The sequence below is a fragment of the Brevundimonas sp. UBA5713 genome (assembly GCF_002419815.1).
GTDB lineage: Bacteria > Pseudomonadota > Alphaproteobacteria > Caulobacterales > Caulobacteraceae > Brevundimonas.
On the sequence record NZ_DIGV01000028.1, the window covers coordinates 51,924 to 72,051 of the forward strand.

The following is a 20,128-nucleotide window of genomic DNA, read 5'->3' on the forward strand; positions in this document are numbered from 1 at the left end:
GTGACATGCAGGCCCTTGCCAAGACGCAACCGGCCGAAGGTCTGGAACAGATTACGGCTCCGATCCCTGAAATGGGTCCGGAAGACGTTCTGATCAAAGTGCGTCGCACCGCCGTCTGCGGCACCGACATCCATATCTGGAACTGGGACGAGTGGTCGCAAAAGAACGTGCCGGTGCCGATGATCACCGGCCACGAGTTCGCCGGCGACATCGTTGCCATCGGCTCGGAAGTCGATCGTCCGCTCAAGATCGGCCAACGCGTCTCGGCCGAGGGTCACGTCATCGACCTGAACTCCGAGGCCGCCCGCGCCGGTCACTTCCACCTCGATCCGCACACGCGCGGCATTGGCGTGAACCGTCAGGGCTGTTTCGCCGAATACGTTGTGGCTCCGGCCTTCAACGTGATCGAGCTGCCGGATGATGTACCGTATGAGATCGGTGCCATTCTCGACCCGTTCGGTAATGCTGTTCACACCGCACAGCAGTTCGACCTGCTGGGTGAGGACGTGCTGGTGACGGGCGCAGGCCCGATTGGCGTCATGGCCGCCGCTGTGGCCCGTCACGCCGGCGCGCGCACTGTGGTGCTGACCGACATCAACGACTTCCGTCTGGAACTGGCGCAAAAAGTTGTGCCGGGCGTTCGCACCGTGAACACCACCAAGGAAGACCTGCACGACGTCATGAAGGAACTGGGCCTGAAGGTCGGTTTCGACGTGGCGCTGGAAATGTCCGGCTCGCCGATTGCTTTCAAGCAATGCGTGGACACCCTGATCATGGGTGGCGGTCTGGCTCTGCTGGGTATTCCGTCCAAGCCGACCGAGACCGACTGGGGCCAGATCATCCTCAAGGCCATCAACATCAAGGGCGTCTATGGCCGCGAGATGTTCACCACATGGCGCAAGATGCTGGGCCTGCTGAAAGCCGGTTTGGACCTGCAACCTCTGATCACCCACCAGCTGCACTATAGCCAGTACCGCGAAGGCTTCGAGGCGATGAAGTCCGGCCAGTCCGGCAAGGTCATCCTCAACTGGGACTAAGAGCTAAAGAACCCCGCCGGAAACGGCGGGGTTTTTTGTAGGAGCCTTATGTCGTGGCGGGATGGCTGGTGCCTGCCGTGGATTTGAACACTACCACCACGAACACCAGCATGCTCACCAGCATGGTAATGCCCGACAGCGCCAGTAGTGGCTCGGCGAAGGGCAGGGCGGGTTGATAGGCCAGCCGCACAATGGTCAGACACGGCACCATGATGAACAGGCTGAGCGCGCTGACCCATAGATGCAGTTGCGGCAGGCGGCCCACGGCGGCGTGAGGCAGCACGCGGTAGTAAAGGCCGTAGAGCGCCATCGACACCCAACCCAGCATGTTCAAATGCGCATGGGCGGTGGAGGTGGTGTAGTTATGGGTCGCGCCCATCACATTGCCCCAGATCATGCCGATCAGGGCTGCGACAACGGCGAGACGCAAGAACATGTTCGACAGTGAATGAGGCATGGGAGCCTTCCTTATGGCTAAGCTTAAGGGTACATTCACTAATTGAATAATACTGTTCTTTCAAATTAAGGTTGTCAGGCAGGGCCTAGATGCCGACGCCTCTCAACCGCTCTCTTAACGGTTCAATCCATGCCTGAGCCGCATCCCCGCCCCACAGGTGCCATGCGATATAGCCTGCCGAGGGCTTGGTCGGGTGGCCCCAGAACTGGCCATTCTTGTCGACGGCGTGGCGCGCGAACCAGGCGTACATGGTCTTGATGTCCTTATCGCTGACCCGCTCGCCCGCAGACAGGCGGCGGGCGCGCTCGAGGCCCACTTCGGTGCCGCCGCGTTTGTGTTCGCGGCGCAGGTCGATGCCATAGTTGGCGGCCTCGATCACGGCATCGGGCGGGGTGCGTTCTTCGTCCGATATGCAGGGGTGGTCGAGCCACATCGACGGTTTTCCTTGACCTTGGCCCCGCGTCGGGAGACGAGCGGCATCATGAACTATCGTCACAGCTTCCACGCCGGAAATTTCGCCGACCTTGTCAAACACGCCCTTGTTCTGTGGCTGTTGCAGGAGCGGCAGTCGCGCGGGCCTGTGACCGTATTGGATACCCATGCGGGTGCAGGCCTATACGATCTGAGCGGCGATGCGGTTCGATCAAAAGAAGCGGAGGCTGGGGTGGCCCGCCTTATGACCGCCGACAACCGACCGCCCCTGATCGAGGCGCTGGCCAAAGAGGTGGCGGCGTTTAATCCCAAGGGCGAGGTGCGCTTCTATCCCGGCTCGCCGCTGCTGATCGCGCGGGCGCTGAAAGACGGCAGCCACTATCGCGGGTTCGAGTTGAATCCTCCGGTCAAGGCCCTGCTGGACGAGGCGCTGAAAGACTATCCGCGCGCCAATGGCTTTGAAGGCGATGGCTATGACCTGACCCGTCTGGCCGCGACCAAGCTGCAAGCTCCATTAGTATTGATCGACCCGCCGTTCGAGCGGGGGGATGACTATATCCGCTCGGCAGAGACCGCCGCCACCATCGTTAAACGTGACCCCAAGGCCGTTGTCGCCATCTGGACGCCGCTGAAAGACATGGAAACCTTCGACGGCTTTATCCGCCGTCTGGAGCAGGCCAAGGCCCCGCGCGTGCTGGTGGCCGAGGCGCGCCTGCGTCCGCTCAACAATCCGATGAAGATGAACGGCTGCACCATGACGGTGGTCAATGCGCCGTCCGGCACGGATGCGGCTGCGGCGGAAATCTGCGGATGGGTGGCGGAAACCTTGGGCGAGGACAAGGCCCGCGCCGAGATCTGGCGCGCCAGCTAAGGTTTAGACTTTCTGGGCTATGCGATACGAAAGCTAAGGGTTCGCCCCATTGCGCCCGCGACGTGTGCTTGCCACTGTGAAGGGGACAAGTGACCTTTGGATCAACGGGTTATGACGCGTATCGCCATCCTCGAAACCGGCCACCCGCCGGAGGCTTTGAGGGACAAGTTCGACGACTATCCGGCACGTTTCCGCGCCCTGCTGGGCGAAGATACGCCGACGGAGCGGTTTGATGTCCAGAGCGGACACCTGCCGGATGATCCGTCGGTCTATACGGGCTGTATCGTCACCGGATCGGCGGCGGGCGTCTACGAAGACCGTCCGTGGATTCCGGCCCTGACCCAGTGGCTACGACAGGCGCAGGACCGCACCCGCCTGCTGGGCATCTGTTTCGGTCACCAGATCATGGCCCATGCTTTTGGCGGGCGCGTCGAGAAGGTCGATAAGGGCTGGGGCGTCGGGCTGCACACCTATGATGTGACCAGCACCGAGCCGTGGATGCATCCCCGCAAGGACCGGCTATCCATCGCCGTCTCACATCAGGATCAGGTGGTGGCACCGCCGCCCGAGGCGCGCGTCATCGCACGGTGTGATTTCACGCCCTATGCGGGCCTGGCCTATGGCGACAATGCCATTAGCTTCCAGTGCCACCCCGAGTTTCAGCCCGCCTATGCCGCCGCCCTGACGGAACTGCGTCGGGGCAGCATTATTCCGGATGCCTTGGTGGACGAGGCGGTCGAGAGCCTGAAGCGGCCCAATGACCGCGCCGTGCTGACAGCCTGGATCAGAGCCTTCCTGCTGCTGACCCCGCCGCCGACTGAACTGGACGGTTCGGGCATCTGAATGAAAAAGGCCCGCTGCAGGGGATGCAGCGGGCCTTTGTTCTCAGTGTCCTAGCCTTAAGGCCACTTCACCACGGGTGGCATGGACGACAGGATCGACTCCGTATTGCCGCCGGTCTTCAGGCCGAACATGGTGCCGCGGTCATACAGCAGGTTGAACTCCACATAGCGGCCACGGCGGATCAGCTGCTCTTCACGCTGTTCTTCGGTCCACGGTTCGTTCATGCGGCCTGCGACGATGTCGGAGTAGACCTTCAGGAAGTTCTTGCCGACGTCCTGGGTGAAGGCGAAGTCCTTCTCGAAATCGCCGGTGTTGTGGTGGTCATAGAAGATGCCGCCCGTACCGCGCGGCTCGTTGCGGTGGGGCAGGAAGAAGTACTCGTCGCACCATGCCTTGTACTTCGGATAGTACTCCGGATCGTGGCGGTCACAGGCGTCCTTCATGGCCGCGTGGAAGGCGATCGTGTCGGGATGGTCGTCACGACGGTCAGCGTTCAGCACTGGCGTCAGGTCGCCGCCGCCGCCGAACCAGCTTTCGGTCGTGGCGATGAAGCGGGTGTTCATATGCACCGCCGGAACATTCGGGTTCACCGGATGGCAGATCAGGCTGATGCCGGTGGCGAAGAAGCGAGGGTCTTCCGCAGCGCCCGGAACATTCTTGGCATAGTCAGCCGGAAACTCGCCGAACACGGTCGAGCAGTGCACGCCAACCTTTTCGAACAGACGGCCCGACATCATGCCCATGACGCCACCGCCGCCGGCAGGGCGGTCCCACGGCGTGCGAACGAAGCGACCCGCTTCGCCTTGATACAACTCCGGCGAGGCAGCGTCTTCCAACGCCTCGAAACCGGCATGGATCTGATCGCGCAGGGTCTCAAACCAGACGCGGGCGCGTTGGCGCCGCTCGATCATCAGTTCGGGAGATATTTCGGTCATAGGGGCTTCAACCACGATGCAGGCTCGGTGAACAGTCCGAGGATGCAGTGGTGATGCCGCATGGCAAAGGTTTTGCCCTTGATCTGGATCAGACCCGTTTCCTAACCGCCTCACATATGCCAGCGTGAGACCCGTAGTTTTTGAACCGGGGGATGCGATGATCCGCAAATTGATGATGGCCGCTGCGGCGGTGACGGCCCTGACGGCGGCGACGCCGGTTTTGGCGCAGACCAGCGATGCGGCCGTGGATGCGCGCGTGCGCCAGATCCTGCGTCGCACGCCGCTGATCGACGGCCACAACGACCTGCCGTGGGCCATCCGTCAGGGCTATGGCAATGACGTGCATGGCGTGGACCTGACCACCGACCTGTCGATGAGCACCCGTCTGCACACCGACATCCCGCGTCTGCGCGAAGGCGGCGTGGGCGGTCAGTTCTGGTCGGTCTATGTCTCGGCTAATATGAGCCAGCTGGAAGCCGCCAAGGCGACCTTCGAGCAGATCGACACCGTCAAGCGCATCATCGGGGCCCACCCCGACGTGTTCGAAATGGCCACCACGGCCGATGACATCGTGCGCATTCACCGTCAGGGCAAGATCGCCAGCCTGATCGGTATGGAAGGTGGCTATTCCATCGACGACAGCCTTGGCCTGCTGCGCGAGTTCCGCCGCGCGGGCGCGCTGTACATGACACTGACCCACTCCAAGTCGACCAATTGGGCCGATGCAGGCACGGATGCGCCAAAGTGGGGCGGCCTGAACGCCTTTGGCGAGGAAGTCGTCAAGGAAATGAACCGCATCGGCATGATGGTGGACCTGAGCCACGTCTCGGCCGAAACGATGAAGGACGCCATTCGCGTGTCCGAAGCGCCGGTCATCTTCTCGCACTCCTCGGCGCTGGGCGTCACGGGCCACCCGCGCAATGTCCCCGACGATGTACTGGGTCTGATGGCGTCCAATGGCGGTATCGTCATGGTCACCTTCGTGCCGGGCTTTATCAATGAGCAGGTCCGTGAGTGGGGCGCGAACCGCGTCGCCCAGCAAGCGCGTCTGAACAGCCTGCATCCCGGCGATCCGGAACGTGTCCGCCGCGAGCTGGCCGAGTGGGTGGCCGCCAATCCGGTGCCGCGCGCCACGCTGGACGATGTGGTTGCCCACATCCAGTACGTCCGCGACAAGGCGGGCATCGACCATGTGGGGCTGGGCGGTGACTTTGACGGCGTGGACAGCCTGCCGGTCGGGGTGGAGGCGGTGGACGCCTATCCGCGCATTCTGGCCGAACTGATCAAGCGCGGCTGGACCGATGCGGATATCCGCAAGCTGACGGGCGAGAACATGCTGCGCGTGATGCGCGGTGTTGAGGCCGTTGCAGCCCGTAAACAGAGCGAGCGCCCGAATCTTTCGCGCCTGCCAAACGGTTGAAGCGACGGACACATTCGCGTGTCATGACATAAGCGCTGAAAAAAATCGGCTTAAGCTCGAGTTTTTTCACAAGAGAAGGGGAGGGCGATTTTGTCGCCCTCCTTTTTGTTTATCCGGCGTCGAAATGGCCGGTCTGGCGCAGGCCTTCCCACAGGGCGATGCCTGCGGTGACCGACAGGTTCAAAGAGCGCGCCTCGGGCCGCAAAGGGACCACCACGCGCGCATCGGCTGCGGCGTGGACATAGTCCGGCGCACCCGCGCTTTCCTTGCCAAACAAGAGGATATCGTCACGCTGAAACTCGAAATCGGGCAGCGGTGTGGCGCCTTTTGTGGTCAAGAGGACAAGTCGTCCAGCGGGGCGATTGGCTACAAATTGGTCCCAATCGGCATGCCGCGTCATGTGCGACAGCGGGCCATAGTCGAGCGCCGCGCGTTTCATGGCGCGGTCGTCGAAGGTGAAACCGGTGGGTTCGATCACGTGCAATTCGACGCCAAAACAGGCGCTGAGACGGATACATGCCCCCACATTCTGCGGGATATCAGGTTGAAAAAGAGCGAGACGCATTCTAAGGCCCACTCTACGCGCGGGGTGGACTCTTGTCGCGGGTTTTGTTGCGACTTCTTCTCAAGTTGTGTCTACAGCTTGGCATGGGGTGGTCGAAATCAAGGCCTGATGGCAAAGGTAGCGCTTCGTTAGTGAGGTTCATGCCGACGGGATACCCGCGTTTAGCGGGGCCGATCGGATTGCAGAGGTGAGACGCGTGGCCGAATCGGTCGTGAATCCTGAGGGCCCTGAAGGCCAAAACGGTGGTGGCGAAGCCACTCGCCGTGACTTCATCCACATCGCTGCAGGCGCTGCCGCAGCGGGCGCAGGCGTAATGATCGCCTGGCCGCTTATCAATCAGATGAGCCCGGCTGCCGACACCCTGGCACTGGCGTCGATCGAATTCGACGTCTCCAAGGTGCAAGAAGGCCAGCAGGTCGTCATCAAATGGCAAGGCAAGCCGGTGTTCGTGCGTTACCGCACCGCCGCCGAGCTGGCAGCCGTCAAGGCCGAAGGTGCCGTCGGTTCGCCGCCGGAAACCGACGCCGAGCGTACCAAGGAAGGCCACGAGAAATATCTCGTCGTCATCGGTTCGTGCACCCACCTGGGTTGCGTGCCGACCTTCAACGCCGGTGAGTACGGCGGCTGGTTCTGCCCGTGCCACGGTTCGCACTACGACGCCTCGGGTCGCATCCGTAAGGGTCCGGCTCCGCTGAACCTCGTCGTGCCGGACTATGAATACCTGTCCGATACCCGCGTTAAGATCGGCTGAGGACGTACCGAGGACCCATGAGCAATCACGAATCCACCTACGTCCCGAAAACCGCTATTGAGCGGTGGATGGACACCCGCCTGCCGATCATCCGTTTCGGCATGGATTACGCCAACCTGCCGACCCCCCGTAACCTGAACTACTGGTGGACCTTCGGCGGCATTCTGGCCATCTGTCTGATGACGCAGATCATCACCGGCATCGTTCTGGTGATGCACTACACCCCGCACGTCGATCTGGCCTTTGCCTCGGTCGAGCGCATCATGCGCGACGTTCCGGGCGGCTGGCTGATCCGCTATGTGCACGCCAATGGCGCGTCGATGTTCTTCATCGCCGTCTATCTGCACATGCTGCGCGGCCTGTACTACGGCTCCTATAAAGCCCCCCGCGAGATGATCTGGATCATCGGCTGCGTGATCTTCTTCCTGATGATTGCCACCGCCTTCCTCGGCTACGTGCTGCCGTGGGGCCAGATGTCGTTCTGGGGCGCAGAGGTTATCACCAACCTGATCGGCGCTATTCCGGTTATCGGTGAGCCGGTGCTGGTGTGGCTGCGCGGTGGTCCGGCCATCGACAATGCGACCCTGAACCGCTTCTTCTCGCTGCACTATCTGCTGCCGTTCGTTATCCTCGGCTGCGTGGTGCTGCATCTGTGGGCTCTGCACGCTGCCGGTCAGAACAATCCGGTCGGCATCCTGATCCCCAAGGATCGCGAAAAGAAAGACATGCTGCCGTTCCACCCGTACTTCACGGTCAAGGATGGCTTTGCGATCATTCTGTTCCTGATCCTGTTCGCCACCTTCGTGTTCTTCAACCCGAACGCACTGGGCCACGCCGACAACTATATCCCGGCTAACCCGCTGGTGACCCCGGCACACATCGTGCCCGAGTGGTACATGCTGCCCTTCTACGCCATCCTGCGCGCTGTTCCGGACAAGTTCGGTGGCGTTGTGGCGATGTTCGCGGCGATCGGCGTGCTGTTCGTCCTGCCGTGGCTGGACACGTCCAAGGTGCGCTCGATGCGCTACCGCCCGACGATGAAGACCTTCTTCATCATCTTCCTGTTCGTCTGCTTCGGCCTCGGCTGGTGCGGCGCACAGCTGCCGGACGCTCCGGTGGTTCCGGGCATGCCGAGCTTCAACCTGATCGACGGCCAGCTGAACTCCTATCTGTGGCTGACCCGTCTGCTGACGGCCTACTACTTCGTCTTCTTCCTGATCCTGATGCCGCTCATCGGTCTCAAGGAGAAGCCGCTGCCGATCCCGGCAACGATCTCGGAGCCGGTTCTGGCTTCGACCGAAGCTGAGAAGGCCTAAGAGCGATGCACAACGAGAAAAAGATGTCCTTCCGTAAGATCATCATCTCTGTCGCGGCTGCTGCGGGTATCGCTGCTGTTGCTTCGCCGGCCTTCGCGGCTGGCGAGGCCAAGCATCCGCGCAACGGTGGCTTCAGCTTCGCAGGTCCGTTCGGTACCTTCGATCAGGGCCAGCTGCAGCGCGGCTACAAGGTCTATCGCGAAGTTTGCTCGGCGTGCCACAGCATGGAGCTGCTGCACTTCCGTAACCTTGGCGACAAGCACGGCCCGTTCTGGGATCCGAAATACTCGAACCCGAACGACAACCCTGTCGTGAAGGCTCTGGCCGCTGAACTGCAGGTTCCGGACATCGATTCCGAAACCGGCGAAGCCATCATGCGCGACGCCACGACAGCCGATAAGTTCCCGAACCCGTACCCGAACGCCACGGCGGCGGCTGCCGGTAACGGCGGCGCGGCTCCGCCCGACCTGTCGGTAATGGCCAAGGCCCGTCATGACGGTGCCAACTACATCTACTCGCTGATGTCGGGCTATGTGACCCCGCCGGAAGGCCTGAAGATGAGCGCGGGCCAGTACTACAACCCGTACATGGCTGGCGATCTGACCCCGTTCTGGGAAGGTGAAGGTCCGGCCCCGAAGGGTGGCTTCATCGCCATGCCGCCGCAGCTTCGCGCTGGTCAGGTCACCTATGACGATGGCACCGAGGCCACCGTCGACCAGATGGCCAAGGACGTTGCAGCCTTCATCGCCTGGGCTTCCGAGCCGAAGATGGTGGAGCGCAAGCAGACCGGTTTCGGTGTGATGATCTTCCTGATCCTCTTCGCCGGTATCACCTACGCTTCGTACCGTCGCATCTGGAAGGGCGTGGCCCACTAAGCCACCTCCGACAAGATAAAAGACAAGACCCCGCCGGACGCGATCCGGCGGGGTTTTTCTTTGTCGAAACAAGGTACCCGCGCACTCGACAGGTCGGGGAGGGCCGCATAGGGTCACGGCCACGTTTCAAGGAGGGAAGGCTTCATGCGCCTGTTCACCACTGCTGCTGCCATTGCGTTGTCCACGGCCCTGATGGCCGCCCCGTCCATGGCTCAGGAATTCGACGCCGCCCGTATCAGCGAGGAAATCCGCATCCTGTCCGATGACAGCTTCGAGGGTCGGGGCATCGCCACGCCTGCCGAGCAAAAGGTCATCGACTTTCTGAGCGCGAAGTTTGCCGAAGCCGGTTTCGCACCGGGCGGCGAGAACGGTGGCTGGACGCAGGCCGTGACCCTGAACCGCATCGCCAGCTCCAACATCCGCGCGGCCCTGAAACAGGACGGCCAGACCCGCACCCTGACCCAAGGCCAGGAAGTGACCCTGTCGTCGCGCCTGCCGGGGGCCAATGTCGATCTGAAGGACGTGCCGCTGGTGTTCGTCGGCTATGGCGTCAATGCGCCGGAGCGCAACTGGAACGACTTCAAGACCGATGTGCGCGGCAAGATCATCGTCGTGCTGGTCAATGATCCGGACTTTGAAGAGCCGGAACTGAACACCTTCGGCGGCAAGGCCATGACCTATTACGGTCGCTGGACCTACAAGTATGAAGAGGCTGCCCGTCAGGGTGCTGCCGGCGTGCTGATCGTGCACGAAACCGCCCCTGCCGCCTATGGCTGGACCACGGTTCAAAACTCGTGGTCGGTGCCGCAGTTCGACATCCTGCGCGAAAATCCTGCCGCCGAACGCGTGCCGGTTGAGGGCTGGGTGCAGCGTGACGTGGCCGAGCAGATCTTTGCTGCTGCCGGTCTCGATTTCGAAGAGCAGAAGCGTCTGGCCCGCCGCGCCGACTTCCAGCCGGTGGAACTGAAGGCCACGCTGGATGCGTCGATGGACATCGCCTCCGAACAGATCGTCACCCACAATGTGGTGGCCCGTCTGGAAGGCACTACGCGTCCCGACGAAACCATCCTGTACGGCGGCCACTGGGACCACATCGGCGTTGACGCGGGTGAGGGCGTGAACGGCGACCGCATCTTCAACGGCGCGGTCGACAATGCCTCGGGCACGATTGCCATCGTGGAGATCGCCCGTCGCTTTGGTGCTGGCCCGCGCCCGGAACGCTCCATCGTGGCCATCGCCTTCACGGGTGAAGAGTCCGGCCTTCTGGGTTCGGAATACTATGCGGCCAATCCGCTGTATTCGCTGGAAACCACGGTGGCCGGTTTCAACATCGACGCCGCCAACGTCTATGGCCGCAAGGACAAGCTGAACATCACCGGTTTTGGCCATTCAGATCTGGATGACCGTCTGTCGGCGGTGGCCCAGTCGCAAGGGCGCGGCATTGTGCCGGACGCCGGTGCGGCGGCGGGCATCTACTTCCGCTCGGACCACTTCCCGCTGGTGCGCCGTGGTGTGCCGATGGCCTATATCAACTCGGCCGGTGATTTCATCGACGCGCCGATCGAGCCGCGCGTGGCGGCCCAGACCCGCTATGGCCAGATCGGCTATCACCAGGTGGCCGACGAATGGTCGCCGGATTGGGATCTGCGTGGCATGATCCAGGACATGGAAGTGTCGTACCAAGTGGGTCTGGCGCTGGCCAACTCGAACGACTGGCCGCAGTGGAAGCCGACCTCGGAGTTCTCGACCATCCGTGCCGAGAGTGCCGATAAGCGTCAGTAAGCGCGTAAAAGCGTAACATTACAGACTTGTAAGGGGCGATCCTGTATGGGATCGCCCTAAGCTTAGGGGCGTGCCACAGAGGTGGGGGCACGAGTGGAGGTTCTATGACCCGTCATCTTCTTCGTAGCGTGGCTTTTGCGGCGCTGCTGTTCGCTGCGGCGCCTGTTGCGGCTCAGGATTTTTCGGCTCAGGCCATTTCTGATCAGGTTCGCGTCATTGCGTCCGACGAATTCGCGGGTCGTTATCCGGGCACCGAGGGCGAAGAGAAGACGCTGGCCTGGTTGCAGGCCCAGTATGAGGGGATGGGGCTGGAGCCCGGTGGCCCGAACGGCCAGTGGCTGCAAACCATCGAGCTGCTGCGCCTTACGCCCGTCGGAGAGCCGACCGCGTCTGTCAAGGCCGCCGACGGCTCGGTCAAGGCCCTGGCTCCCGACAGCGGACTGCTGCTGCGGGCCATGAACTCCAACGGCAAGGGACAGGTGCAGGACGCACCTGTCGTATTCGTCGGCTACGGCATCACCGCGCCGGAACGCTCGTGGGACGACTATGGCAATGTCGATGTGCGCGGCAGGGTGGTCGTGGTCTTGAGCGGAGAGCCGGATGGCGAACTGTTCAACGGCCAGTATCGCACCCACTATTCCTCGGCAGGATACAAGCAGGATGAGGCTTTCCGCCGTGGCGCGGTGGCCGTGCTGTCTGTGGCCGGCGGCGACATGGGCCGTCAGGCCCAGTTCAACAGCCGCCAGCGGACACTGTCGCCCGGCTCGGCGGAGCTGCAACTGACCGGTACGATGTCGTCCGAACTGGCCCGTAGCTGGGGCATTGATCTGGACTCGGTGACGCCGAACACGCCCGCTGGCGTCTTCAAGCCGCAGGACCTGAACGTGCGCTTCTCGGCCAGCGCCGAGGAAACCAAGGAAATCCTGCGCACCAGCAACTTCATCGCCCGTCTGCCGGGCACTGAGCGTCCTGACGAAACCATCGTCTTCTCGGCCCACTGGGACCACGTGGGCGTGAACCACAATGCCCCCGGCGAGGACAAGATCTTCAACGGCGCGTGGGACAATGCCTCGGGCACGGTCGGCGTTGTGGAAATGGCGCGCCAGTTCGCCAAGGCCGGTCCGGCCAAGCGCTCCATCGTGTTTCTGCATGTGACGGCAGAAGAGCAGGGCCTGCTGGGTGCCTATGCCTATGCGGCTGATCCGGTCTATCCGCTGGAGACCACGGTCGCCAACATCAACATCGACATGTTGCCGATCACCGGCCTGACCCACGACCTGCCAATTTTCGGCAAGGGCCAGAACACGCTGGAAGACGAGCTGCAGGCGCTGGCGCAAACCCAGAACCGCTATGTCTCGGATGACGGCCAGCCGGAGCAGGGTTTTTACTTCCGCTCGGACCACTTTGCCTTTGCGCGCGCGGGCGTTCCGGCCCTGATGCCGTGGCACGGTATCGACTGGGTCGAAGGCGGCAAGGAAGTCGGCAAGAAGGCATGGGATGACAAGTTCCGCGCCGACTATCACCGCCCGACCGACGAATGGTCCGAAGAGCTGAAGTTCGACTCGGCGATCCAGAACCTGACCCTGCTGTATCGTCTGGCTCGCGATCTGGCCGAGGGTAACAGCTGGCCGCAGTGGAAGCCTATGTCGGAGTTCGGCCAAGTCCGCGCCCGCACCAACACGGCCCGTCAGTAAGGCGACCCGTTCCTCAAGTAGCGAGCCTCCGCGAGGCGAGCGATAGGAACAACCTACTTAAATAAAAGAAAGCCCACGCGCTGCGGCGCGTGGGCTTTTGACTAACTGGACCTCGAGGGATGAGATAGGTCCTGTTAGCGTCGGGTGGCGCGCTCGATGATCGCGCGGCCTTGTTCGATGGCGGCGGCCTCTGTGACCTCGCCGTCCTGAAGTTTTTGCGCCAGTTCCATCAGCGGGGTGCCGGTGACGGTGCCGGTGGCGGCTTCCTCGGGCACATAGATGCCCCCGTCGCGGGCCAGCACCTCGTCCCATTTGGCGCGGATGGCCGCCCAAAATCCCTTGGTCGCAGCCCAGTAATCGTCTCCGGGCTGGGGCGAATAGGAGGTCGAGGCCTCATAGGTGTTGATGACGTCTTCCTGCACAATGGCGACGGGCGCGCCCTGACGGCCCGACATCTTCATATTGTCTTGCAGATGGACCCAGCCGCCGGGACGAAGGACATGGCGGTTGATGCCCAGATAGCGGTCATAGACCGGATTGCGCACGGCATCGCGGCGCGCCAGCGGACGCCACGTTGGATTGGAAGTCCACATGCTGAGACCATTGTCATAGGTCCAGCGACCGACGCCGCCATAGCGGGGCGAGTCATCGGTTTGCCAGACGGTCTGGGACCACGCACCCTGACGGTCCTGTTCGGACACTGGCGTCAGTCGCCACTGGTTCGGGCCTTCATAGGTGACGACCGACTGGGGTTGATAGACCCAGTCCTGACGCCAGTGCTTGACCACCACCGTCTCTTCGCCGTGCTGCATGACCAGAATGTGCTGCAGGCTGATGCGGTCGCCTTCGTCATACACCACGCGCACGATCTCGGCCCCGCCGGACAGTTTTTCCTCCAGCGGGTCATAGTCGGGATCAAAGCTGACGTTCTCGCGCATTTCGAAATGCACGCGGTATTGGCCCGCTTGCGCCAGAATGGCCTGACGGTCGCGCTCGAACGCGCTGGCGGGGACCGTGGCGGATGGGGGTTGGGCCTGAGCGAGGGCAGGCAGGGCGATGGGCGCGGCCACAAGGGCGGCGGCCATCAGGAGGGCGCGGCGTTTGCGCTGGGGTAGAGCGGGAGCAATCATAGGCAGTTCCATCAGAAAACCGGTTAGAGACGGACGCTGAGCGAGACGCCGAAATTGCGACCCGGCTGGGTGTACGCGTCCAGTGTGGCGGGGCGTTCGGTGATGGATGGTCGGCTTAGGCCACGCACATCGCTCCACCACGCGTATTTCTCGTCGAACAGGTTGAAGGCCCCGGCGCGTAGCGTGGCCCGCTCGGTCAGGTTCACATAGGCGGTGAGGTCAACCACGGTGAAGGCCTCGCCCGGCCAGCATAGGCCGCCACCGCAGCCATAGCTGTCCTTGCGGTCAGACCAAGTGGCGCTGAGCATGCCGCCCCAACGTCCGGACGGATCGGCATAGTTCAGACCCCCGACCAGCTTTATGGGATCGACGCTGGCCAGCTTGCCGCGCTGGTCATCCGTCTCTGTCTCGCCGTCGGCGAAAGAAGCGGCCATGATCGCCGACAGGCCGTTGTCCCACGCGATGTCGCCGCGCGCTTCCAGACCCCAGATGTCCACATTGGTCTGGTTCACATACTGATAGATCAGCGGGTCACGACCCGGCACGCCGGTGCCGCGCACCACCACCTGATCGATGAAGTCTTCGTATTCGGATTTGAACGCCGTGGCCGACAGCGACAAACGTCCCCCCAAGGCGTCGATCTGGCGGAAGCGCATGCCCGCCTCGATGCTCTCGCTGGTTTCCGGCTTCAGGTCCGGGTTCGGGATGGATTCATAGCCGAACAGCGGGTTTTCAAAGAAGTTGTTCACCTGCATGGGCGAGGGGGCTTTGAAGCCCTGCGCATAGTTGGCGAACAGGCCGAAATGGTCGTTGGCCCAGTAGATGACGCCGATCTTGGGCGACAGGTGGCTGTCACTCTGGCCGGAAGTGGGGGCGGGGAACAGGCGGTCGACCTTGGGCGTCAGCTCGTACCAGTCATAGCGCAGGGCCGGAATGATGCTGAGGCGACCGTCCATCAGGCTGATTTCGTCCTGAATGAACAGGCCAGCCAGATCATATTCGGTCTTGGGGAAGGGACGGACGGGGAAGGCCTCGCCCGCAGGCGGCACAGTGCCGTCACGCACGCCTTCCTGCGTGGTGCGCGACCAGTCGCCACCCAAGGTGATGCGATGGCTGAGACGCTCGCCGCCAAAGGTGCGCGTGCCCTGTGCGGCCACGCCCCAGATTTCGTTGTCGAAGGTGACCAGACGGGTGCGGTTGGCCGCCGTGATGCGGTCCTCAGCCGTGAACTGGGTGGTGGTGGCATCTTGCCAATAGCCGGTGACGAAGCCGCTATCGAGGCCCAGAGTGTCGTTGAAGCGCCATTCGAGGCTAGCGCGCTGGCGCTCGGTTTCGTCTTCGGCGCGCAGGCGGCTGATAGAGGCGGAATAGCTGCTGAGGGCCTCGCCCGACATTTCGGAGTCGAAATAGTCGTAGGTCAGGCGCAGGGCGTGGTTGTCGTTCACATCCCACACCAGCTTGCCCAGAACGGCGTTGCTGGCAAAGTCCTGTGGGTTGGCCTGGGTTCGGGTAGAACCGGTGCCGCCGACATCGCCCATGGTCTCGGTCTCATTGGCGTCGCGGCGGGTATAGGCCAGCAGGCCCGACAGTGCGCCGCTGCGGCCCGCCAAGGCCACGCCTTCGGTCCAGCCTTTATCGGCAGAGCTATAAGCGACGCGGCCACGGGCTCCGAAATTGCGGTCGGCATCGAGGAAATCGACAGGGTCCTTGCTGGTGAAGCTGACTGCACCGGCTATCCCGTCCGAGCCATAGAGGGCCGAGGCGGGACCACGCAGGATTTCGACAGACTTCATCAGATCGAGATCGTTATAGCCGCCACGTCCCACGTTCTGGGCACCGAAGGCAAAGCCGTCCGGCACGCGTACGCCGTCCTGAACGATCAGGACGCGGTTGCCACCCATGCCCCGAATGGTGAAGCCGGAATTACCGTCGCGGCCCTGACCCGACATGGCGGCCGAAAAGCGGGCGGGGGCGGTCGGGACGCTGACGCCCGGCTCGAACTTGATCAGGTCCTTGATGTCGGTGACCAGAAGGCGCTCGATCTGTTCGGCGGAGATGACGCTGATGGTAGCGGGCACATCATCGACGGCGCGCTCGGTGCGGGTGCCGACAACGGTGATCGGCGACACCACGACCGGAGTATGCAGATCGATGTCCGTATCGGCGGCAGCGGCCACGCCGGGCACAACGCCGAGCACAAGAACGGTGGCGGCGGTGGAGGCCATGAGGGAGGAACGCATTTTTGACTGCCTCGTGTTGAACGTGTGGCAGGCAATTAGTGCGAGTGATTATCAGAATCAATAACAATAAGAGTGTGGTTATTTGAGGTTGAGCAGGTGCTTGAAATATCCGGCAAAAAGCCCCGCGATAAATTCGGCGGGGCTCATCAACCTTAGGCAGTGTGCTTAGAATCAGACCTGGGCGAGAGCCTGTTCCAGATCGGCGAGCAGGTCGTCGATGTGTTCGATACCGACCGACAAGCGCACGGTATCCTCGGTCACACCCGCCTTTTTCAGTTCTTCGGGTGAAAGCTGGCGGTGGGTGGTCGATGCCGGATGGCAGACCAGCGACTTGGCATCGCCGATGTTCACCAGGCGGGTGAACAGCTGCACCGCGTCCTGGAAGCGGGCACCGGCCTCGCGGCCACCCTTGACGCCAAAGGTCAGCAGGCCCGACGCCTTGCCGCCGAAATACTTCTGGATCAGCGGGTTGGAGTCATGGTCCTCGAGCCCGGCATAGTTGACCCATTCCACCTTGGGGTGGGCCTTCAGCCATTTGGCGATGGCGGTGGCGTTCTCGACGTGGCGATCCATGCGAAGGGCCAGCGTTTCCAAGCCTTGCAAGATCAGGAAGCTGTTGAACGGCGAGATGGCCGCGCCGGTGTTTCGCAGCAGAACCGTGCGCACACGGCCGATGAAGGCTGCTGGCCCAAGCGCCTCGGCATAGACGACGCCGTGATAGCTGACTTCCGGCTCGTTCAGGCGACGGAAGCGCTCTTTGTGCTCGGCCCACGGGAAGGTGCCGCCATCGACGATGGCACCACCGATAGAGGTGCCATGGCCGCCAATATATTTGGTCAGGGAGTGGATGACGATGTCCGCGCCGTGTTCGATGGGGCGGGTCAGGTAGGGCGTCGGCACAGTATTGTCGACGATCAGCGGCAGGCCCGCAGCGTGGGCGGCATCGGCCAATGCCTTGAAGTCCACGACATTGCCCAGCGGATTGCCGATGGATTCACAGAACACCGCCTTGGTGCGGTCATCGGTGTTGGCGGCAATGGCAGCTGCGTCGTCGGCATCGATGAAGCGCACCTCGATGCCGTATTGCGGCAGGGTGTGGGCAAACAGGTTGTAGGTGCCGCCATAAAGCGTCGAGGTGGCGATGACGTTGTCGCCAGCCTCTGCGATGGTCAGGATGGCATAGGTGATCGCCGCTTGGCCCGAGGCTACCGTCAGGGCTGCGATACCGCCCTCCAGCGCCGCGATGCGCTGTTCCAGCACATCGGACGTCGGGTTCATGATGCGGGTGTAGATATTGCCCGCGACTTTCAGGTCGAACAGGTCGGCCCCGTGCTGGGTGTCGTCGAAGGCGTAGCTGGTGGTTTGATAGATCGGCACCGCGACGGACTTGGTGGTCGGATCGGGCGAATAACCGGCGTGCAGCGCCAGAGTGTCGAACTTCAAGGACAAAGGGACCTCCCCATTAGGATCAGGCCCACAAACTAACAGGGCCGCCCATGAGGCGGCCCTGCAGAAAATCTGAATCGACGATCAGATAAACTAAAGCTCGGCGAACCTTAGTTGTTGAACAGGAAGTGCATCACATCGCCGTCCTTGACGATGTAGGACTTGCCTTCAGCGCGCATCTTGCCCGCTTCCTTGGCACCGGCTTCGCCCTTGTAGGCGATGTAGTCGTCGAAGCTGATGGTTTCGCCGCGGATGAAGCCCTTTTCGAAGTCGGTGTGGATGACACCGGCGGCTTGAGGAGCGGTGGCACCGACCGGAATGGTCCAGGCGCGCGCTTCCTTCGGACCCACGGTGAAGTAGGTCTGCAGGCCCAGCAGCTTGTAGGCTTCGCGGATCAGGCGGTTCAGGCCCGGCTCTTCGAGACCGAGGGTCTCGAGGAACTCTGCCGACTCCTCGTCGTCCAGCACGGCGATTTCGGATTCGATCTGGGCCGAGATGACCACCGAGTTGGCGTTGTCGGCGGCGGCGCGCTTGGCGACCAGATCCGACAGCTCATTGCCCTTGTCAGCAGAGGCTTCTTCGACGTTGGCAACATAGAGCGCCGGAAGGGCGGTCAGCAGTTGCAGCATGTCCCAGGCCTTTTTGTCTTCCTTGGACACGTCGGCCAGACGGGCAGGCTTGCCGGCGCGCAGTTGTTCCAGTGCGGCGTCGATCAGCTTGAGGTTCAGCTGGGATTCCTTGTCGCCACCCTTGGCGCGCTTCTCGATCTGGACGCGGCGGCGCTCCAGGCTCTCGAGGTCGGCCAGCATCAGCTCGGTCTCGATGATTTCGAGGTCCGAGATCGGGTCGATGCGGTTTTCGACGTGGGTGATGTCGTCGTCGACGAAGCAGCGGGCGACGAAGGCGATGGCGTCGCAGTCGCGGATGTTGGCGAGGAACTGGTTGCCCAGACCTTCACCCTTCGACGCTCCGCGCACCAGACCGGCCACGTCCACGAAGGTGATGCGGGCCGGAATGATTTCCTTCGAGCCGGCGATTTCAGCCAGCTGGTTCAGACGGGGTTCCGGCACGGCCACGTCGCCGGTGTTCGGCTCGATGGTGCAGAACGGATAGTTTGCAGCTTGCGCCGCTGCCGTCTTGGTCAGGGCGTTGAACAGGGTGGACTTGCCGACGTTGGGCAGGCCGACGATCGCGACTTTAAGGGCCATGGTATTCCTCGTGAGCGCGTGCCTTTAGCCGTTCCGAGCCGATTTGTCAGTCCGCGCGATGTATTGGCCCCTCTATAGGCGGAAAAGGGCGGCCTTTCGACCGCCCTTTGAGGGATTATTGCTCGCCGCCGACAACCGGCGGGCGACGGATGGCAAAGTCGATGGTTTGGGCTTCGGCCTTATCAAAGGTCAGGGTGATCTTGGCGGTCTGGCCATCGACCAGAGGAGCCTTCAGACCCATCAGCATGATGTGGTTGCCGTGCGGCTTCAGCTCGGTGCGGACACCGGCGGGAAGGGCAAGGCCGTTGGCCAGATGGCTCATCTTCATCATGCCGTCTTCGTGCTTCATTTCGTGCACCTGCGCCATGTCGGCAAGGTCGGAGCTGACGGACTTCAGCACATCATCTGCCGCAGAGGTGAGGATGACATAGCAGCCACCGGCCTTGGCACCGTTGGGCGTCGGGCGGCACCAGGCGTCCTCGACGGTCATGCCGCCCGCAGTTTGCTCCACGGGAGCCTCGGTCGTGGCCACCGGGGCCTCGGTTGCCGGAACTTCGGCAGGGGTCTCGGCGGGCGGGTTACAGGCTGCGAGGGTCAGGGCCAGTGCGGCCATGGAGACGGAGAGAATCTTGGTCATCAGTGTTCGCCGTGGGGGATGGTGGCTGGATGAGGTTCAGCGGTGTCTAGCACGCGCAGGACCGGTTGCGGATAGGCGGGGGCGTGACCGTCCCATCGGGAAGACGATGCGCCGCACGTCTGGATCGCGCTGAAAGGCAGGTCTTGAGCTTCGGATGGCAGCTTCATCAGCAGGCCGAAATCATCGAACTGATCATCGGGCAGATGGCCGGTCCAGGTGACGGCTCGCACACCGTTTTCATCATGGGCGGTGGTAATTTCCCAGCCCGCCTTGGGCTGGGGGCGCACCGAAACCTGAGACGGGATGGAGATGGTCAATGACGTGGTGGCCTGCCCCTGACAGCCGTGTCCGATACGAAAGAAGGCTGCGTGATAGCTGCCCGCTTTGGCCGATTTTTGCGTCAGGGCCACATGGGCGTTGGCGGTCGTGGCCGACAGGGTGATGGCGGCCATGCCGAGAGCGATGTAAAGCGTTTTCATGTTCTCAGCT

19 protein-coding genes are annotated in these 20,128 nt (G+C 62.4%); 9 read left to right on the forward strand and 10 right to left on the reverse strand.

All coding sequences use genetic code 11. From position 1 onward, the window contains the following. The first annotated feature begins 5 nt into the window (after positions 1-5). Positions 6-1,037, forward strand: coding sequence for an L-threonine 3-dehydrogenase (gene tdh, locus B3B04_RS07340; protein ID WP_349679365.1), 1,032 nt, complete (start codon positions 6-8; stop codon positions 1,035-1,037). A gap of 46 nt (positions 1,038-1,083) precedes the next feature. Here the strand turns inward: tdh and B3B04_RS07345 are convergent, their stop codons facing one another. Further along, on the reverse strand, positions 1,084-1,494 hold the full coding sequence (locus B3B04_RS07345) for a hypothetical protein (RefSeq protein ID WP_292041493.1): 411 nt from the start codon (positions 1,492-1,494) through the stop codon (positions 1,084-1,086). Positions 1,495-1,579: 85 nt separating this feature from the next. Continuing rightward, entirely contained in the window at positions 1,580-1,927 is a 348-nt protein-coding gene (locus B3B04_RS07350) for a hypothetical protein (RefSeq protein WP_292041495.1), read from the reverse strand. A 48-nt stretch (positions 1,928-1,975) separates the two neighbouring features. Here B3B04_RS07350 and rlmJ point away from each other — a divergent pair, with 48 nt between their 5' ends. Both rlmJ and B3B04_RS07360 read left to right on the forward strand, forming a co-directional pair. After that, positions 1,976-2,797 (forward strand): 23S rRNA (adenine(2030)-N(6))-methyltransferase RlmJ, encoded by an 822-nt coding sequence (rlmJ, locus tag B3B04_RS07355; protein ID WP_292041498.1) that lies wholly within the window; start codon positions 1,976-1,978, stop codon positions 2,795-2,797. Between the two features lie 111 nt (positions 2,798-2,908). Then, positions 2,909-3,640: a type 1 glutamine amidotransferase gene (locus tag B3B04_RS07360; RefSeq protein WP_292041501.1), complete on the forward strand. Its 732-nt coding sequence runs from the start codon at positions 2,909-2,911 to the stop codon at positions 3,638-3,640. A 56-nt stretch (positions 3,641-3,696) separates the two neighbouring features. Here the strand turns inward: B3B04_RS07360 and hemF are convergent, their stop codons facing one another. Next, positions 3,697-4,575 (reverse strand): oxygen-dependent coproporphyrinogen oxidase, encoded by an 879-nt coding sequence (hemF, locus tag B3B04_RS07365; RefSeq protein ID WP_292041504.1) that lies wholly within the window; start codon positions 4,573-4,575, stop codon positions 3,697-3,699. Positions 4,576-4,732: 157 nt separating this feature from the next. Between hemF and B3B04_RS07370 the strand changes: the two genes are divergently transcribed. Continuing rightward, complete coding sequence (locus B3B04_RS07370) at positions 4,733-5,995, forward strand: dipeptidase (protein WP_292041505.1); 1,263 nt, start codon at positions 4,733-4,735, stop codon at positions 5,993-5,995. Between the two features lie 109 nt (positions 5,996-6,104). Here the strand turns inward: B3B04_RS07370 and B3B04_RS07375 are convergent, their stop codons facing one another. After that, entirely contained in the window at positions 6,105-6,560 is a 456-nt protein-coding gene (locus B3B04_RS07375) for a tRNA (cytidine(34)-2'-O)-methyltransferase (protein WP_292041508.1), read from the reverse strand. A 196-nt stretch (positions 6,561-6,756) separates the two neighbouring features. On the opposite strand from B3B04_RS07375, the gene petA reads away from it, so the two are divergent. The 5 genes from petA to B3B04_RS07400 all read left to right on the forward strand — a co-directional run bounded on the left by petA (position 6,757) and on the right by B3B04_RS07400 (position 12,978). Further along, complete coding sequence (gene petA, locus B3B04_RS07380; protein WP_409514405.1) at positions 6,757-7,311, forward strand: ubiquinol-cytochrome c reductase iron-sulfur subunit; 555 nt, start codon at positions 6,757-6,759, stop codon at positions 7,309-7,311. A gap of 17 nt (positions 7,312-7,328) precedes the next feature. After that, positions 7,329-8,627, forward strand: a complete 1,299-nt coding sequence (locus B3B04_RS07385; protein WP_292041514.1) for a cytochrome b — start codon at positions 7,329-7,331, stop codon at positions 8,625-8,627. Between the two features lie 23 nt (positions 8,628-8,650). Beyond that, positions 8,651-9,502: a cytochrome c1 gene (locus B3B04_RS07390; RefSeq protein ID WP_292041517.1), complete on the forward strand. Its 852-nt coding sequence runs from the start codon at positions 8,651-8,653 to the stop codon at positions 9,500-9,502. 144 nt (positions 9,503-9,646) lie between these two features. After that, entirely contained in the window at positions 9,647-11,284 is a 1,638-nt protein-coding gene (locus B3B04_RS07395; RefSeq protein ID WP_292041520.1) for a M28 family metallopeptidase, read from the forward strand. 104 nt (positions 11,285-11,388) lie between these two features. Next, positions 11,389-12,978 carry a M28 family peptidase gene (locus tag B3B04_RS07400; protein ID WP_292041522.1) on the forward strand — a complete coding sequence of 530 codons (1,590 nt, stop codon included), beginning with the start codon at positions 11,389-11,391 and terminating at the stop codon, positions 12,976-12,978. 134 nt (positions 12,979-13,112) lie between these two features. On the opposite strand, the gene B3B04_RS07405 is transcribed toward B3B04_RS07400, so the two are convergent. The 6 genes from B3B04_RS07405 to B3B04_RS07430 all read right to left on the reverse strand — a co-directional run bounded on the left by B3B04_RS07405 (position 13,113) and on the right by B3B04_RS07430 (position 20,118). After that, entirely contained in the window at positions 13,113-14,108 is a 996-nt protein-coding gene (locus tag B3B04_RS07405) for a DUF6607 family protein (RefSeq protein WP_292041524.1), read from the reverse strand. A gap of 23 nt (positions 14,109-14,131) precedes the next feature. Next, positions 14,132-16,348 carry a TonB-dependent hemoglobin/transferrin/lactoferrin family receptor gene (locus tag B3B04_RS07410; RefSeq protein WP_292041526.1) on the reverse strand — a complete coding sequence of 739 codons (2,217 nt, stop codon included), beginning with the start codon at positions 16,346-16,348 and terminating at the stop codon, positions 14,132-14,134. Positions 16,349-16,519: 171 nt separating this feature from the next. Then, complete coding sequence (locus B3B04_RS07415; RefSeq protein ID WP_292041529.1) at positions 16,520-17,797, reverse strand: O-acetylhomoserine aminocarboxypropyltransferase/cysteine synthase family protein; 1,278 nt, start codon at positions 17,795-17,797, stop codon at positions 16,520-16,522. Between the two features lie 107 nt (positions 17,798-17,904). Further along, positions 17,905-19,002 (reverse strand): redox-regulated ATPase YchF, encoded by a 1,098-nt coding sequence (ychF, locus tag B3B04_RS07420; protein ID WP_292041532.1) that lies wholly within the window; start codon positions 19,000-19,002, stop codon positions 17,905-17,907. A gap of 115 nt (positions 19,003-19,117) precedes the next feature. Then, on the reverse strand, positions 19,118-19,639 hold the full coding sequence (locus tag B3B04_RS07425) for a copper chaperone PCu(A)C (protein WP_292041535.1): 522 nt from the start codon (positions 19,637-19,639) through the stop codon (positions 19,118-19,120). Further along, positions 19,639-20,118 carry a YcnI family protein gene (locus tag B3B04_RS07430; protein ID WP_292041539.1) on the reverse strand — a complete coding sequence of 160 codons (480 nt, stop codon included), beginning with the start codon at positions 20,116-20,118 and terminating at the stop codon, positions 19,639-19,641. Before B3B04_RS07430 ends, B3B04_RS07425 begins: the two co-directional genes overlap by 1 nt. Positions 20,119-20,128: the final 10 nt, after the last annotated feature.

What these genes read in the sequence shown, in the direction of transcription:
- tdh (WP_349679365.1), top strand. Translation starts at nt 6, where the DNA reads ATGCAGGCCCTTGCCAAGACGCAACCGGCCGAAGGTCTGGAACAGATT.
- B3B04_RS07345 (WP_292041493.1), bottom strand. Translation starts at nt 1,494, where the DNA reads ATGCCTCATTCACTGTCGAACATGTTCTTGCGTCTCGCCGTTGTCGCA.
- B3B04_RS07350 (WP_292041495.1), bottom strand. Translation starts at nt 1,927, where the DNA reads ATGTGGCTCGACCACCCCTGCATATCGGACGAAGAACGCACCCCGCCC.
- rlmJ (WP_292041498.1), top strand. Translation starts at nt 1,976, where the DNA reads ATGAACTATCGTCACAGCTTCCACGCCGGAAATTTCGCCGACCTTGTC.
- B3B04_RS07360 (WP_292041501.1), top strand. Translation starts at nt 2,909, where the DNA reads ATGACGCGTATCGCCATCCTCGAAACCGGCCACCCGCCGGAGGCTTTG.
- hemF (WP_292041504.1), bottom strand. Translation starts at nt 4,575, where the DNA reads ATGACCGAAATATCTCCCGAACTGATGATCGAGCGGCGCCAACGCGCC.
- B3B04_RS07370 (WP_292041505.1), top strand. Translation starts at nt 4,733, where the DNA reads ATGATCCGCAAATTGATGATGGCCGCTGCGGCGGTGACGGCCCTGACG.
- B3B04_RS07375 (WP_292041508.1), bottom strand. Translation starts at nt 6,560, where the DNA reads ATGCGTCTCGCTCTTTTTCAACCTGATATCCCGCAGAATGTGGGGGCA.
- B3B04_RS07385 (WP_292041514.1), top strand. Translation starts at nt 7,329, where the DNA reads ATGAGCAATCACGAATCCACCTACGTCCCGAAAACCGCTATTGAGCGG.
- B3B04_RS07390 (WP_292041517.1), top strand. Translation starts at nt 8,651, where the DNA reads ATGTCCTTCCGTAAGATCATCATCTCTGTCGCGGCTGCTGCGGGTATC.
- B3B04_RS07395 (WP_292041520.1), top strand. Translation starts at nt 9,647, where the DNA reads ATGCGCCTGTTCACCACTGCTGCTGCCATTGCGTTGTCCACGGCCCTG.
- B3B04_RS07400 (WP_292041522.1), top strand. Translation starts at nt 11,389, where the DNA reads ATGACCCGTCATCTTCTTCGTAGCGTGGCTTTTGCGGCGCTGCTGTTC.
- B3B04_RS07405 (WP_292041524.1), bottom strand. Translation starts at nt 14,108, where the DNA reads ATGATTGCTCCCGCTCTACCCCAGCGCAAACGCCGCGCCCTCCTGATG.
- B3B04_RS07410 (WP_292041526.1), bottom strand. Translation starts at nt 16,348, where the DNA reads ATGCGTTCCTCCCTCATGGCCTCCACCGCCGCCACCGTTCTTGTGCTC.
- ychF (WP_292041532.1), bottom strand. Translation starts at nt 19,002, where the DNA reads ATGGCCCTTAAAGTCGCGATCGTCGGCCTGCCCAACGTCGGCAAGTCC.
- B3B04_RS07425 (WP_292041535.1), bottom strand. Translation starts at nt 19,639, where the DNA reads ATGACCAAGATTCTCTCCGTCTCCATGGCCGCACTGGCCCTGACCCTC.
- B3B04_RS07430 (WP_292041539.1), bottom strand. Translation starts at nt 20,118, where the DNA reads ATGAAAACGCTTTACATCGCTCTCGGCATGGCCGCCATCACCCTGTCG.